General features: G+C 57.2%; 14 protein-coding genes. 6 read left to right on the forward strand and 8 right to left on the reverse strand.

All coding sequences use genetic code 11. The annotated features are described in order from the left end of the window. Positions 1–26 precede the first annotated feature (26 nt). Positions 27–1,106 (forward strand): hybrid sensor histidine kinase/response regulator, encoded by a 1,080-nt coding sequence (locus tag HCZ87_RS10535; RefSeq protein ID WP_167643715.1) that lies wholly within the window; start codon positions 27–29, stop codon positions 1,104–1,106. A 175-nt stretch (positions 1,107–1,281) separates the two neighbouring features. On the opposite strand, the gene HCZ87_RS10540 is transcribed toward HCZ87_RS10535, so the two are convergent. Genes HCZ87_RS10540 through HCZ87_RS10570 form a run of 7 tightly spaced genes read right to left on the reverse strand, consistent with a single transcriptional unit; the run spans position 1,282 to position 6,164 of the window. Continuing rightward, positions 1,282–1,611 carry a hypothetical protein gene (locus tag HCZ87_RS10540; RefSeq protein ID WP_167643716.1) on the reverse strand — a complete coding sequence of 110 codons (330 nt, stop codon included), beginning with the start codon at positions 1,609–1,611 and terminating at the stop codon, positions 1,282–1,284. A 1-nt stretch (position 1,612) separates the two neighbouring features. Then, positions 1,613–1,999: a response regulator gene (locus HCZ87_RS10545; protein WP_167643717.1), complete on the reverse strand. Its 387-nt coding sequence runs from the start codon at positions 1,997–1,999 to the stop codon at positions 1,613–1,615. A gap of 43 nt (positions 2,000–2,042) precedes the next feature. Further along, the gene (locus HCZ87_RS10550; protein WP_167643718.1) at positions 2,043–2,900 is read right to left on the reverse strand and encodes a protein-glutamate O-methyltransferase; all 858 of its coding nucleotides are present in this window, start codon (positions 2,898–2,900) and stop codon (positions 2,043–2,045) included. Beyond that, positions 2,897–3,385 (reverse strand): chemotaxis protein CheW, encoded by a 489-nt coding sequence (locus HCZ87_RS10555; RefSeq protein WP_167643719.1) that lies wholly within the window; start codon positions 3,383–3,385, stop codon positions 2,897–2,899. The genes HCZ87_RS10550 and HCZ87_RS10555 overlap by 4 nt, the downstream gene beginning before the upstream one ends. After that, the gene (locus tag HCZ87_RS10560; RefSeq protein ID WP_167643720.1) at positions 3,369–5,504 is read right to left on the reverse strand and encodes a chemotaxis protein CheA; all 2,136 of its coding nucleotides are present in this window, start codon (positions 5,502–5,504) and stop codon (positions 3,369–3,371) included. The genes HCZ87_RS10555 and HCZ87_RS10560 overlap by 17 nt, the downstream gene beginning before the upstream one ends. 1 nt (position 5,505) lies before the next feature. Continuing rightward, complete coding sequence (locus HCZ87_RS10565) at positions 5,506–5,880, reverse strand: response regulator (protein ID WP_167643721.1); 375 nt, start codon at positions 5,878–5,880, stop codon at positions 5,506–5,508. Beyond that, positions 5,877–6,164 carry an STAS domain-containing protein gene (locus tag HCZ87_RS10570; protein ID WP_167643722.1) on the reverse strand — a complete coding sequence of 96 codons (288 nt, stop codon included), beginning with the start codon at positions 6,162–6,164 and terminating at the stop codon, positions 5,877–5,879. The genes HCZ87_RS10565 and HCZ87_RS10570 overlap by 4 nt, the downstream gene beginning before the upstream one ends. Before the next feature lie 761 nt (positions 6,165–6,925). Here HCZ87_RS10570 and HCZ87_RS10575 point away from each other — a divergent pair. The 3 genes from HCZ87_RS10575 (at position 6,926) to HCZ87_RS10585 (ending at position 10,120) form a co-directional block, all read left to right on the forward strand. Beyond that, entirely contained in the window at positions 6,926–7,858 is a 933-nt protein-coding gene (locus HCZ87_RS10575) for a CheB methylesterase domain-containing protein (protein WP_167643730.1), read from the forward strand. A gap of 26 nt (positions 7,859–7,884) precedes the next feature. Then, on the forward strand, positions 7,885–8,448 hold the full coding sequence (locus HCZ87_RS10580; protein ID WP_167643723.1) for a chemotaxis protein CheD: 564 nt from the start codon (positions 7,885–7,887) through the stop codon (positions 8,446–8,448). A 145-nt stretch (positions 8,449–8,593) separates the two neighbouring features. Next, complete coding sequence (locus tag HCZ87_RS10585; RefSeq protein ID WP_167643724.1) at positions 8,594–10,120, forward strand: caspase family protein; 1,527 nt, start codon at positions 8,594–8,596, stop codon at positions 10,118–10,120. A gap of 45 nt (positions 10,121–10,165) precedes the next feature. On the opposite strand, the gene HCZ87_RS10590 is transcribed toward HCZ87_RS10585, so the two are convergent. After that, positions 10,166–11,008, reverse strand: coding sequence for a M15 family metallopeptidase (locus tag HCZ87_RS10590; RefSeq protein WP_167643725.1), 843 nt, complete (start codon positions 11,006–11,008; stop codon positions 10,166–10,168). 177 nt (positions 11,009–11,185) lie between these two features. Between HCZ87_RS10590 and HCZ87_RS10595 the strand changes: the two genes are divergently transcribed. Both HCZ87_RS10595 and HCZ87_RS10600 read left to right on the forward strand, forming a co-directional pair. Further along, positions 11,186–11,743: an OmpA family protein gene (locus tag HCZ87_RS10595; protein WP_167643726.1), complete on the forward strand. Its 558-nt coding sequence runs from the start codon at positions 11,186–11,188 to the stop codon at positions 11,741–11,743. A gap of 45 nt (positions 11,744–11,788) precedes the next feature. Continuing rightward, positions 11,789–13,726: serine/threonine-protein kinase (locus HCZ87_RS10600; protein WP_167643727.1), on the forward strand; the 1,938-nt coding region annotated here is incomplete at its 3' end.

Below are 13,726 nucleotides of genomic sequence, written 5' to 3' on the forward strand. Positions count from 1 at the left end.
GGCAATGAATGGACTGGAGGCTGACGATGATTGAAGGATGCATCCTTATTGTTGACGATGATGGTGGGGATCGGAAGCTCATGCGACGCACACTTTCCGTTCTGTACCCATCGACAAAGATCATCGAAGCTGAAAACGGGAGCAATGCGCTAAAAATTGACGATAGCAATATTGAAGTTATATTCCTGGACTACCTCTTGCCCGGCATTTCTGGACTGGACCTACTGTCTAGCTTCTTGAGGAAATGGCCAAAGGCTGCCATATTCATAATGACGGGCCAGGGCGATGAAGAAATTGCCAAGAGCGCAATCCTCAGTGGCGCCGCGGATTATATTTCAAAATCCTCGATCTCTGCCCCGGCTCTTCAAAGGATGATTGGAAACGGTCTTCAAGTTTCCAAAATGAGATGGCGCATCGAGGAGCACCAGAAGGAGCTGCAACAATTCTCTGACGTTCTCGTACACGACCTTCGCGCTCCGATACGCGCGATAAAGTTTCTCAGCGATCAGATACTAGAAGACTTCGAGTCCGGCGATATCGAGGAGGTCAAGAGAGAATTCGACCTGATGAAGCGATCCGTCAGTAAAATGTCCGATCTCATCGAACGATTGGCGAGTCACATCAACCCCCACAGCGCTGGCAAGCCTGAGGTTGTGGAGATCTCTAACCTGGTAGAAGCAGCCTGTCTGGCGATGGCCGAGGACATCAACAGGTCTAACGCGAGAATAGAAACAAAACTCTCAGGCCTCCAAACGCTTTGCTTTCCGCCCGATATTTCACAACTCATTCAAAACCTTATCGGGAACTCCATAAAATATCGAAGTGCAAGCGATCCCGTGATCGAAATTTCGGCGTGCTCCTTGGGCAAAGGTGTGCAAGTTTCCGTAGCTGACAATGGCATCGGCGTGCCTCAAGAATATCGGCATCGGATATTCGAACCTTTCAAACGCCTCCAGCGCAGCAGTGATCTGCCGGGCACCGGGCTCGGACTCGCAACCTGCGCGAAAATAGCCAAACGTCACAACGGGGATATCTGGTGTGATGATCAAACCGAGAATGGGACGGTGATCCACTTCACGCTCAGGCTTGGGTCTGGCAGTTCTTAATTTTCCGAGCGAGAGGGTCAGCGCCAGTAGATCAGCCACCGCGTATCCCTGCTCTTGACAACCAGGAAACAATACACGTCAGGCCGTTGAAACAAATGCTTCAACGGCCTGATGTGTTTGAAGAAAGCACGATGCTGCTACTGAGCGCCGGCGATGGCACGCGATTTGGCAGTTCCTAGAGCTCAAACAATTCTTGTTTTTCTCGCAGACGATCACGCAACCGTTGCAGGGTGACCCCCTCCGTTGCAAGATCAATATCGGTGCAATCCTCGGTGCCAACCTGATCTCTTAGCTTGTCAAAGAATATGGACATGCCACCCAGCGTTTGGGAGATCAAATCAAAGTCTTGCAACTCGCGGATTTCTGAACTTGTGGGCGGGGTGCGCCTCTCGACGATGGTCAATACGGTATCTTCCAGTTGCTGAATCTGGCGTTGCAGCTGGCGCATTTCACGCGCCGAATTCGCATATACCGTATCGAGCGGCTTAGAAGATTTACTGTCCATCTTACAAACGCCCCACCACCTGTTCGATGGCTTGCCGCATAGATGCAACCGTAAAGGGCTTACGGATGATATTGTTCAAGCCAAGTTTCTTACCAACTTCGATCATTTCCGGCGTCGGTTTCCCGGTCACCAGAATAAAGCCGACACGCTGCGTGGAGGCGTTGGTTCGCACCGCCTGAAGCAGGCCAAGCCCATCCATGCCCGGCATGTTATAGTCGGACAAAACAAGGTGTACCGGATTCGTCGCAAGTTTCTGAAAGGCGGATTGCCCGTTGTTTTCAACCAGATAGTTCTTGATGCCGAGTTCATCGAGACACTGGGTCAGAATACCTCGGCTGGTCGACATGTCATCGACCACCATCACGCGCAGAGAGTCTTTTAAGCTCATCGTTTTTTCCTCGTGTTCTCGTCTTGGCTAACCGTGAGTGTATTTAGCCAGGGGTATTTACGTAGGTGGTTATGCCAACCGTCTTCATATATTGGGCAGCCGGCCCGGACATTCGTTCAGAGTGCCCGATAAAGAGATATCCACCAGGATTCAGCACCCGCTGGAAGGCTTGCCACACCTTCTGTTGCGTGGGGTTATCGAAATAGATCGCAACATTTCGGCAGAAAATCGCGTCGAATTTCCCTTTGAAGGGGAAGGGTTCGATCAGGTTCAAGACACCAAAGGTTACCTTTTTCCGCAGATGTTGCGGAATTCGGGCCGTTTCGGGCTTGCTGCCTGGCTCCAGCTGGATCTTGTAGGTCTTTGGGATCCCGTCGAAATCCTCTCGTGGATATTGTGCTTCCTCAGCGGTTCGGACGACAACTGGGTCAATGTCCGTACCAAGGATTTTGATGTCATACCGATCCGCGTCCGGGCACATGTCGTGCAATACGGCTGCAATCGTGTAGGGCTCTTGCCCGATCGAACAGCCGGCCGACCAAATCCGAACACGCCCACCTTTTTTCGCCTTCTCTATGAGGGGCGGAAGCACGTCGTTGCGCATCGTTTCAAAGTGATGCGGCTCCCGAAAAAACTGCGTCACATTGGTCGTCAGCAGAGACAACAGCTCACTGCGCTCCTGATCGGCGTTGGGGCCTTCCAAACGCTTGAGATAGTCTTTGAACACCCGGATGTTTTGCTTCCGAAGCTTTCGCGACAGACGTGAAGACACCAGCGGCTTCTTGCTTGGCGACATCGCCAGGCCGAAGTGCTTGTAAGCAAACTTCGCGATCGCCTCAAAATCCTGATCAGACAGGTTGATGCCATCGGAAGCAGGGGTGACAGGACCAGGAATACTCACGAGAGGCCTTGCTCCGGCGCAGAGATGACAGCATCTAGGTTGATGATCCGCACCATCGTATCATCATGGGAAATGATACCCTGAATATACTCCATGGTGTGGCGGCTATCGACCGGCGGCGTGTCCTGAATTTCCTCGCGGTTGATCGAGATGATTTCCGACACGGATTCAGCCAGCAAACCAACCGGCTTGCCATGGACCGCAACCACGATCACAACATTGCGCTCACTTGCCTCGGTCTGTTGCAGACCAAAGCGCGCGGCCAAGTCATAAATCGGGATCACCGCACCCCTCAGGTTCATAACGCCCAGCACATCCATCGGCGCATGCGGCAGAATGGTGACCGGTGACCATCGGCGGATCTCCCGGATCTGGGTGATCTTCAGGCAGAAGGCCTGCCCAGCGACTGTAAAGCTTACAAACTCGCTCTGCTGAGCATGTTTGACCTCTTGGTCGCCAAATTTAACTTCAGCTTGCGATTGCATTGCTCATTCTCCGCTCTGTATCAAAAGTGGCCGAGGAAGTGGACGCCGCGAGGATGTTCTCCGGATCCAGGATCATGGCGATTTTACCATCGCCAAGGATCGTTGCCGCCGCGACGCCAGGGATATTTCCACAGACGCCATCGAGGCTCTTGATCACGACCTGCCTCTGGTCATGAATGTCATCTACCGCCAAAGCGCTTTTCTGGCCCGTTTCCGTTTCAACCAGAAGATAGACTCCGGGCGGTTGGTCGCTGTTGGGATTGCGAAGCCCAAGCGCGCTTGCAACATCACAGATCGGAACGAAATTGCCACGAATGGACAGCAGCGTGCCATCGGCGCCGAGGCTGTTGATCATGTCATCGCTGCCCCGCATCGTTTCCACAATTGAGGTGATCGGCACAACCATTGTCTGATCCGCGACCGACACAACCATCCCATCCATCACCGCCAGCGTCAGCGGCAGAATAATGGTAAATGTAGACCCTTTGCCCGGGTTCGACGAGATATTGATCCGCCCCCCAAGCGCGGTGACCGCGTTCTTGACCACATCCATGCCAACCCCGCGCCCAGAGAGGTTTGACACCTCCTTGGCGGTGGAAAACCCAGGCAGGAACAACAGGTTATCAATCTCTGAATCGGAGAGTTCGGCATTCTCCGGGATCAATCCCTTCTCGATCGCGATCTGTTTCACCCGCGGGCGATTGACCCCGGCGCCGTCATCCTTGATTTCGATGCAGACGCTACCGGAGCGGTGCGACGCCGACAGGCGGATCTCCCCGGTCCTGCTTTTGCCGATCGCCTCACGGTCGTCTGGTTTTTCGATGCCGTGATCAACCGCGTTGCGCAGGATATGCGTCAGCGGATCCGACAGCCGTTCGATAACTGTCTTGTCGACCTCGGTATTTTCACCTTCGGTCACCAGTTTTGCAACTTTGTTGGTCGCAGAAGATGCTTCGCGAACAATCCGTGCCATCCGCTGAAACAGGGGTTTGACCGGCTGCGCACGAATAGACATCACACCTTCCTGGATATCCCGGGCCAGGTTCTTAAAGCCCTCCAGTTCGGTTTCCACATCCCGCAGGTCAGCGACATCCAGATTGGCGATTTGCTGCGCCAGCATGGAATGGTTGATGATCAGCTCGCCAACCGCGTTGATCAGCCGGTCCACCCGCTCCAGATCCACACGCAGGGTCGGCTTCGGTCCGCGCTGTTCTGATTTCGTGCTCTCGGCCTTTGCCGAACTGGCCTTTTCGACCGGTTGCGGGCTGGCCTCGGGAGCAGTCACGGCGGGGGCCGGCGCGTCAAAAGGGGCAGGCGGATCAGTGACGCTATCATCGCCCGATACACCAAAGGCAGCGTTGAGCGCGGCCAGAGCAGCCTCTTCCTCTTCGGCATCCTTGTCCGAAGCAATCGAAAGTTCACACAGACCTTCGACAAATTCGAACACCGCTTCGATCGAGGATTTCGGCTCCGTGCTGGTCAGAGTCAGATTCCACGCCAGATAACTGTCATCCATCGCCATGGCATCAAAGCCTGGCAGTTCGGACTCATCGAGCACGACTTTGAGAGGCCCGAGCTCCGACAGCGCCTGGAACAGGAAGAAAGGCTCGTTCCCGGTTCCGAACATTTCTTTCAGCGGACGGAAGCGAATCTCATAGGTTTTTTCCTCTTCCGCAGCCAGCGGCAGGGGTACCGAAGGTCCACCCAGCCCCATGGGCTCAAAGGTCAGATCCTCTTCTTCATCGTCCATGTACTCTTCGAGGCCAGCGATGAGGGCATCATGGTGTTCCTCGTCGGTGGTGCCGCCATCGCGAGCCACGGCAACCAGATCCGACAGATGGTCGGAGCAGCGCAGCAAGAGCTGAATCAGCTTGGTATCAAGCTCGACCTTATTGTTGCGAACCTCGTCAAATACGGTTTCGAACCTATGTGCAAATGCAACCAGTTCATCTAAGCCAAACGCCCCGGCGCCCCCTTTGATAGAGTGCACAGCCCGGAAAATTGCGTTGACCACTTCAGGATCGTGATCGCCTCCTTCGACAGCGGTCAGACCCTCATCCATTGCTTCAAGGAGCTCTTCGCACTCCTCGAAGAATGTATCTTGAATCGACCCCGACATCTTAGGCGACCGCCCCGGTCACGCGCTTCAGCGCAAAGATCAGGGATTGGTCATCAAAAGGCTTGGTAATCCAGCCGGTCGCGCCGGCATCGCGGGCGCGGGCCTTCATTTCAGGCGCGCTTTCGGTGGTCAGGACCAGGATCGGAACCTTGGAGTTGATTCCCTCGCCGCGCAGCTCTTCGATGACGCCAAAGCCGTCGAGATTGGGCATGTTGATGTCGGTGATCACCACATCGGGGGCGACATCGTCGTACATATCGACGCCGTCACGGCCGTCCACCGCACAATGATATTCAAAACCGGCCTCTTCCAGCGTCGCCGCCAGCAGGTTGCGGATGGTGCGGGAGTCGTCAATTGCCAATACTTTGGTTTTCATGCTGTTTCCTCGTCTTCAAATCGGTTGGGTTCCAAGCCCAGAAGGGTGAGGGATTTTCTGCACCCCTCGGTGATGTTGGTGACCGAGAAACCCAGGCCCTCGGAGCGCCACTGTTGTTCAGCACCCAAGAGCAGTTGCAGGCAACGCGACGGCATCACCGCAACCTTGCTGCAATCAACTTCCACTGCCTGCTCGCGAGAGGCGTTCAGAAAGGCGATCAATGGGTCTAGATTCGCGAAGGCATTGGGCAAATCCAGATTATGCTTTTGCGTGTCGGTGGACATTTTCGCGATTCGCACCCCCGTTTAAGGCGATTGATTTCAGTTCGATGGGAGAAGTCTTAGCCACAGGGCCTTAACATTTGATTTCCGCGAAACCGCAGAAATGCCGAAAGCCAGATGCAAGTGATCCGCTCCTCCCCTGTGTCGCCAGCAGTGGCCACAAAACCTATAGAGTCTTTTGTCGGCGGGGGGACCTGATCGGGAGGTTATCTGAACCCGCTGACGTATGGGGCGCAGCAATTTTGAATATGTAAGGCACAAATTAACCCATCCGGGGGCAAAAAAATTCTAAAGTCACGCACCGCTGCGGCACCAACCTCAGCACGGGAGACCCCAGATGAACCTGTTCGGAAAACAAGATACGTGCTTGAAGATGCGAGAAAACACCACGTGTTTACTGTCGTTTGCCGCATCCGCTCCGCTCGGGGTCACCGCCGCGCATATCAGCCATTTCGTCCGTGGACTAAATGAGAATCACCGATGCCCCGCCGTCTGGAGGCCGCGGCGCGACCGCAGATCGCCGCTGTCTGATCGTAAGGCAGGGGTAAAATCCGACCCGACTCTCTCCTGGTCCCATCCAAGAGCCTGCGGCGGTTTGTGACAAGAATATTTAACCGGCCGGTCCGCAACACGATGTGTCGCGCTGACCCGTCCAACAGGAACTTCCCGCTTCACCGGGGCAAAGAAAAGGTAAGCCATTGTCTTCCTTGAGCGTATTGATCATCACCACAGATCGAAATTTTGCACGCACCCTGCAAAACCACATGGAGGCGGCCTACCCCGGGCTCCAGGTGCTGTTGGCCAACAACCTGATGATGGCCTACAATCAGGCCGAGGCGGGCCAGCCGAGTTTTGCCTTTGTTGAGGATGGCTTCACCAAGCTGCCGGAATTTGAAATGATGCTGGCGCTGTTTTCCGCGCTTGATGTGCGTTGGGTCTCTGTCATGGACAGTACGGCCTCGACCCCGGCCCGAAGCTCCTCGCCTCTTTTGAATGTTGGCGCCGGGATTTTCGAACTCACCAAATCCGATAGCCCGCGGCAGTTCGTGCAATATTTTGACATGATGGTGAAAGCGCCGCGCCGGAATATGCCTGCGGCCTCTGCCAAGACCTCCACCGGCCGGGATGATTTCAAGAAGGTGATCCTGATTGGCTCCTCAACCGGCGGTGTCGAGGCGCTGCGCAACGTCCTGGTCGGTTTCCCGATCAATTGCCCGCCAACCTTGATCGTACAGCATACCGGAAAAAGCTTTGGCAGCGGGCTGGTTTCACTTCTGGATCGGATCTGCCCGGCGAAAGTGGTCACCGCGGATGACAATCTCACGCTCCAAACCGGTCATGTTTATGTCGCAGCGGGGCAGCGTCGGCATATGGGGGTCACCCAGCGCAAACCCTATCGGACCAGAATGAAGGAAGGGCCGAATATCTCTGGTCATACGCCCTCGGTAGACGCATTATTTTCTTCTGCCGTGCCCTTTGCCAAGGACGTTGTTGCCGCAATATTAACCGGTATGGGGCAAGATGGGGCCAAGGGCTTACTGGAGCTGCGCAAGGCCGGCGCAACCACCTTTGCCCAGGACGAAAAAACTTCCGTGGTCTACGGTATGCCCAGGGTTGCCTGGGAAATCGGCGCCGCTCAAAAACAAGTTCCCCTGGCTCGTATGGCCGGGACCCTATTGCAAGCCTGCAAGACCTGATAAAAGAGATCTGAAAGGAAGCCGCTTTGTCGACTGTTTTTCAAAATACGAGTACGGTCACCGTTCTTCAAGGTGATTACAAGGTCAGTACAGATCCAAAAGTGGTGTTTTCGACGGTGCTCGGCTCCTGCATCGCGGCCTGTATCTATGACGAGCAAAATGGCGTCGGAGGCATGAACCATTTCCTGCTCGCCACTTCGTCCGGTGGTGGCGCCGCAAACGCGCGCTATGGCGTCCACGCGATGGAACTCTTGATCAACGGCATCATGAAGAAAGGCGCCCAACGCGCCAACCTCAAGGCGAAGGTCTTTGGTGGGGCGAAGATGTCGGCGAACCTCTCTGACATCGGGGCCAATAACGCCGCCTTTGTGCAGCGCTTCCTGCGCGACGAGGGCATCGCGGTGATTTCGTCCTCGGTTGGCGGCACCTCTGCCCGCCGGGTGAGGTTTCACCCCTGTTCTGGCGCCGCTCAGCAGACACGGGTCGCCGATGGGCGCAGCCTTGAAGAGCAGGAACGCGCGGTCATCGCCCGGACGCAGCAAGCACCGGCTGCCAAACCTGCGGCGGCGGACAACTTCACCCTGTTTTGATCCCGACCCCAGTGGCGGAGTTAGAACCCCGACCTCGCCAGGTCGGGGTTTTTCCGTGTCAGAGTTCCCCCTCGGAGGCCCCTTCGCAAATCGTGGGAAAACGCGTAGACTTGTTCGCAGTTCATTTAGCGCCCAAGGCAAACCTATGTTTCATAATGTCCGCTCTGCTCTGGCAGCCCTGCCATTGGTTCTTTTCCTCACGGCCCTGGCGGCGGGGAATCCACTGCATGCCTCCAGTGACCGGATCGCGCTCGTGTTTGGCATGGCCGGCTACCAGCATCTGCCTCAGCTGACCAATACCAAGAACGATGCCGAGGCGATTTCCAAAACACTGGAGGACATCGGGTTTGATGTGACCCTCTCTGTGGATGCCACCGGGGCGGAAATGGACCGTTTGCTGGATGATTTTGCCTTTCGGTCCGAAGTCGCGGATCTGGCGCTGATCTATTTCGCCGGCCATGGCATCGAGGTCCAGGGCGAGAATTTCATCATTCCCGTTGATGCCAATGTGGCCTCGAACAAAGATGTGCAGGAGCAATCACCCTCGCTGAAGAACCTGCTGGCGGCCGTTGATCGGGCGCGAAAAATGCGAATCGTCATTCTCGACAGTTGCCGCGACAACCCTCTGGGCGATTCGATCAACCTGGCGGCGGTCGGAAACGCGAGCACCACCGCCTCCAGCGAAACCACCCGCGGCGGCGGTGGCCTGGCCGCAGCCAACCCGGATCGCGGTACATTGGTGGCCTTTGCCGCAAAGGATGGTCAGGTTGCGCTGGATGGCACCGGCAACAACAGCCCCTTTGCCACCGCGCTCATGAACAAGATGACTCAGCCCGGGCTTGAAATCAGCCTGATGTTCCGCCAGGTGCGCGATAGCGTGTTGGAGCGGACCGGAAACCTTCAGGAACCGCATACCTATGGCTCTCTGACCGGCATTCCCTTCTATCTTGCTGGCCCCGCCGAAGGCGAGGACACCCTGGCTGGTTCGGACGCGGCGGCGGCCTGGGCAAAACTGCGCCCCGATCAGGAAGAGCAGTTGCTGGCGCTCGCGGATCTGGGCGACACCCGCTCCATGCTCGGCCTGGCCTATATGCGGCTGAACCCCAATGAGGGGCGATTTGACCCCGAGGCGGCGGTGGATTTCCTGACCCGCGCCGCCGAGGCCGGCTCTCCCGAAGCGCAATTCGAGCTTGCCAAGCTCTATGAGCGCGGCACCGGCGTTGAGCCGGACGAGAAAAAGGCGCTGGAGCTTTATCGAGCAGCGGCAGCCCAGAATTTTGCCGATGCGATCAACGATCTTGGGTTCATGTACTATCAGGGCGGATTGGGGCTACCTGCGGATCCGGGCAAGGCTTTGCAGCTTTTTGAGCGCGCCGCCGATCTGCGCCACCCGCAGGCGCAGTTCAACTTTGCTGCGCTGATCGACGACGGTCTGATCCCCACCAAAGGGCCTGAAGACGCAGCGAAATACCTGTATCAGGCCCTGCGCTCCGGCAGTCAGGACGTGCTGAACCTGCTCAGCGACCGCCCGACCATGTTCACAAAAGACACCCGCCGCGCCTTGCAGGCCCGACTGAAGGAGAACCAGTTCTATACTGGCGCTCTGGATGGGGATTTTGGTCCTGGCACGCAGCGCGGCATTCGCCGGGCCTATGGGATCGAGGACAGCTGATCCCGCAGCCCCCCTCGTGTCCCACGCGGGGCAAGAACAGCGCCGTCAGAGCTGCCCTTCGGCCAACCAGAGGTCCAGCTGACGGCGGCTGATTTCAAAATGCATGCTGTCCTCGCGCCCAAAACCGGCGCCCCAGACCCAGCCTTCATCCTTGAAGAAATCCGCCAGGATGGTGAGGCCCAGCTGGGTCTTGCCATCCCCCAGCGTATCCAGCCGACCGTCAATGTTCAGATCCACCGCGAGCCCATAGCTATGGGTCGAGAGCGAGTTCTGCGTGCCGCGAATACGACGCACACAAAGCGAGCCTGCGGTATTGATCCGCTCATAGAGGTCGGGATCGGCTTTTTGGATATTGTCGAATACGACCTTCAGGCTTTCGATCGCCGGGGCCAGCATGCGAACCTTGATCGGCCCGACTTGCTCCAACACCAGCTTGTCCTTGAGCCTCTCATTGGTCATCGGCTGGCAGCTGTCGCTGAGATCTTCGCGCGGGCGGCCCAGCTTTTCCGACAGATAGGCGCCGCCCGCGACCTTGAGCCCGTCATTCACATTGCGGCGATCCGCGATCAGAACAACCTGCGCATAGGAATCCAGAATCGCATTCGGCCCGGTCTGGCGCAGCAGGGAGTCCTCTTCATCCTGAGAATTTGCCGAGGGTTGCAGCGGTGTATTCTGCACCGACAGCGCGTTGATTTGTTTCTCCAAATCCTGGATTTGAAGCTGCGTGTCCTCAACTTTTTGCCGCAGGAGTTCAATGTCGATCCGAGCCTCGGAATCCACCGCGCCGCTGCCATAGCCCTGCTCGTTGAACAGATAAGACAGGCCAAACCACAGCGCCGGTGCGGCCACGAGCCCGAAGGCGATGATAATCGCGTGCAGAACCTTCATAACGCTCCCGTTCGTTGATCTTTCCCCTTGAATACACCACGTCTACTGCCAAGTTATGAGTGGCAAAAGCAGATTTTATCTTTCATTTCCTGTTCGCAGGGCTTGCGGCCATTGGCACCTTGCCAGCTGTGGTATAAGCTATGCGTACTAAAGTGGAACAATATGGAGGGCATAGAAATGGTCCAATTCCGCACTTTGGCAATATCGATTTTCACTGCCGCGCTCTGCGTCAGCGCGCCGGTCTCCGCTCAGGATCTCTCGGTTGAAGAGATCACTCAAGCCTTCCAGAAACAGAAAACCCGCGGGCTGGTTCTTGTTCCCACCGCCTCGGTCAGCGCAACGGATACCGAAACGGCCTCCGTCGCCGCCGCTGCGGAGGAGTATAACCCGCTCGATGCCGCGTCGCAGATCAATGTTCAGGTCAGCTTTGATTTTGACAGCGCGACCCTGCGCGATGACCAGAAACCCAAGCTCGCCAATATGTGCGCCTCGATGAAGGCGCTGGATGGCACCGTGTTCCAGATCATCGGCCATACCGACAGCTCCGGCTCCGCCAGCTATAACGAGCGCCTGTCGCTCCTGCGCGCGCAAGAGGTTCGCCGCCATTTGATCAGCGATTGCGGTGTCAAGGCCGACACATTGAAGGCCATCGGCATGGGTGAAACTGCCCCGGTAAATGCATCCAATCCGCGGGCCGATGAAAACCGGCGTGTGGAATTCCAGGCATTGGGCTGACGGAATGATATCCTGCACGACGTCCCCCCGGCCGGAGCATAGTGAATGATCGACTCCCGGCCCGGGGATATGTTCCATCCCGGCGACCTTCTGAACAATACCTACCGTATTGAGGCTGTGCTTGGCCGGGGGGGCACCTCCGAGGTCTACAAGGCCAGATCCGAAATTTCGGGAAACCCCGTTGCGCTGAAAATTCTGAAACAGGAATTTTCGGGCAACGAGGATTTTACGGTATTGATGACCCGGGAGGAGAATATCCGGGAAATCCGCCACGATGCGGTGGTGCGCTATTCGGAAAACCACCGCACGCCGGATGGGCGGATTTACCTTCTGATGGATTACATCGAAGGCCCCGCGCTGGATCAGAAGCTGAAGGACGGCCCGATGCCGGTCGCCGACCTTCTGACCATCTGCCGCCGGGTGAGCGAGGGGCTTCAGGCCGCGCATAAGCGCAATATCGTGCATCGGGATCTCAGCCCCGACAATATCATCCTGCGCGACGACAAGCCCGAGCAGGCGGTGATCATCGACTTTGGCATCGCCAAGGACACCAATCCGGGCGCGGAAACCATTGTCGGAAATGAATTTGCCGGCAAATATTCCTACGCCGCACCCGAGCAGATGAGCGGTCAAACTGACGCGCGCTCTGACATCTATTCCCTTGGTGCGCTGCTGCTGGCCAATTATCGCGGTGCCTCGCCCTCGCTTGGCGCCAACCCGATGGAAGTGGTTGAAAACAAGCGCAAACCACTGGAGACCAGCGACCTGCCGGAGCCCTTCCGCAGTTTGATCGAACGGATGTGCGCGCCGGATCCAACGCAGCGGTTTCAATCCGCAACCGAAGTGCTGGCCTTTCTGGACTCCCCCGGCGCCGGTGGTTCGGCCCCGGACGCCCTGCCCGACCCGCTCGATGCGCTGATTGGCCAGCCCGCCGATCCGGTGCAAGACGCCACAATCATCGTGCCTCGCTCCACCGTGAACCCGCCGCTGGACACTCCGGCGCAATCCAAGCGTAAAAGCAGCTCTGGTCGCGGTGGCATCTTCGCTCTGGTGGCGCTGCTCTTGCTGGCAATTGGCGGATTTGGTGCCTGGAGCAGCGGCGCGCTGGACAGCCTGATGGGCCCCTCTTATCCGCTCGCCGATCCTTTCAAGCTGATCGTTGAACGCAGCGACAACGGGCCGGTGCGCGCCGCCGGGCATGTGCCGGGTGAAGAAGCGCAGGCGGCGCTGATGGAGCGGGTGGACGAGGGCGAATTAATCCCCGCCAGCGGCAATATCGCCGAAACCTGGCTCCGCGATGTGCTGTTCACGCTGGAGCCCCTGGCGGAGCTGGAAGACTGGCGACTGACGGTCGAAAACAACGAAGCCACGCTGACCGGAAAAACATCCGACGCGGATCTGCTTGCCGATCTGGACGGGTTCTTTGGCGGCGACATGCCCGGTGCCCTGGTTGGCATTGTCAATATCGCCTACGAGCTACCGGTGCTCGCTCGGGAGATTCCGCGCGATATCGTTGATGCCCATGCCGATTGTGGCCCGCTGATCCTGCGCGGCGCGGCGGTCGGCACCGGCTATGCCCCGGACGAAGAGCTGAGCGTCTCTGGTCAGGTTGCCAGCACCGAAACCCAGATCCAGCTGTTTGACGCGCTCACCAAGGTTGCCGAAGGGCGCCCGGTCAATTTGCAGCTGGAGGTGCTGAACCCCGCGCTTTGCATCGTCGAGCAGCATCTGCCAAAGGCCCCGGCGGGCGGCGTGACGGTGCGCTATGCAGATGGCAAAAGCGGCGAGGCGAATAGCTCCGGTCGTTTCTTTGTCGGCGAAAACCCGGTGATCGACGTGGTTCTGCCGTCCGCGATGACCGAAGGCTTTCTCAGTGTTTCTATCCTCGATGTCACCGGCAACGTGTTTCACCTCTTGCCGAATATAAAACGCCAGGACAATTCCATCGCAAATCTGCGCGCGGGACAAAACGGCCCCTTCCCG

The organism is Phaeobacter sp. HF9A (assembly GCF_011806385.1).
Classification (GTDB): domain Bacteria; phylum Pseudomonadota; class Alphaproteobacteria; order Rhodobacterales; family Rhodobacteraceae; genus Epibacterium.

Bases quoted from the DNA above. Each gene is read 5' to 3' on its own strand.
- HCZ87_RS10535 (WP_167643715.1), top strand. From the start codon at position 27: ATGATTGAAGGATGCATCCTTATTGTTGACGATGATGGTGGGGATCGG.
- HCZ87_RS10540 (WP_167643716.1), bottom strand. From the start codon at position 1,611: ATGGACAGTAAATCTTCTAAGCCGCTCGATACGGTATATGCGAATTCG.
- HCZ87_RS10545 (WP_167643717.1), bottom strand. From the start codon at position 1,999: ATGAGCTTAAAAGACTCTCTGCGCGTGATGGTGGTCGATGACATGTCG.
- HCZ87_RS10555 (WP_167643719.1), bottom strand. From the start codon at position 3,385: ATGCAATCGCAAGCTGAAGTTAAATTTGGCGACCAAGAGGTCAAACAT.
- HCZ87_RS10560 (WP_167643720.1), bottom strand. From the start codon at position 5,504: ATGTCGGGGTCGATTCAAGATACATTCTTCGAGGAGTGCGAAGAGCTC.
- HCZ87_RS10565 (WP_167643721.1), bottom strand. From the start codon at position 5,880: ATGAAAACCAAAGTATTGGCAATTGACGACTCCCGCACCATCCGCAAC.
- HCZ87_RS10570 (WP_167643722.1), bottom strand. From the start codon at position 6,164: ATGTCCACCGACACGCAAAAGCATAATCTGGATTTGCCCAATGCCTTC.
- HCZ87_RS10575 (WP_167643730.1), top strand. From the start codon at position 6,926: ATGGAGGCGGCCTACCCCGGGCTCCAGGTGCTGTTGGCCAACAACCTG.
- HCZ87_RS10585 (WP_167643724.1), top strand. From the start codon at position 8,594: ATGTTTCATAATGTCCGCTCTGCTCTGGCAGCCCTGCCATTGGTTCTT.
- HCZ87_RS10590 (WP_167643725.1), bottom strand. From the start codon at position 11,008: ATGAAGGTTCTGCACGCGATTATCATCGCCTTCGGGCTCGTGGCCGCA.
- HCZ87_RS10595 (WP_167643726.1), top strand. From the start codon at position 11,186: ATGGTCCAATTCCGCACTTTGGCAATATCGATTTTCACTGCCGCGCTC.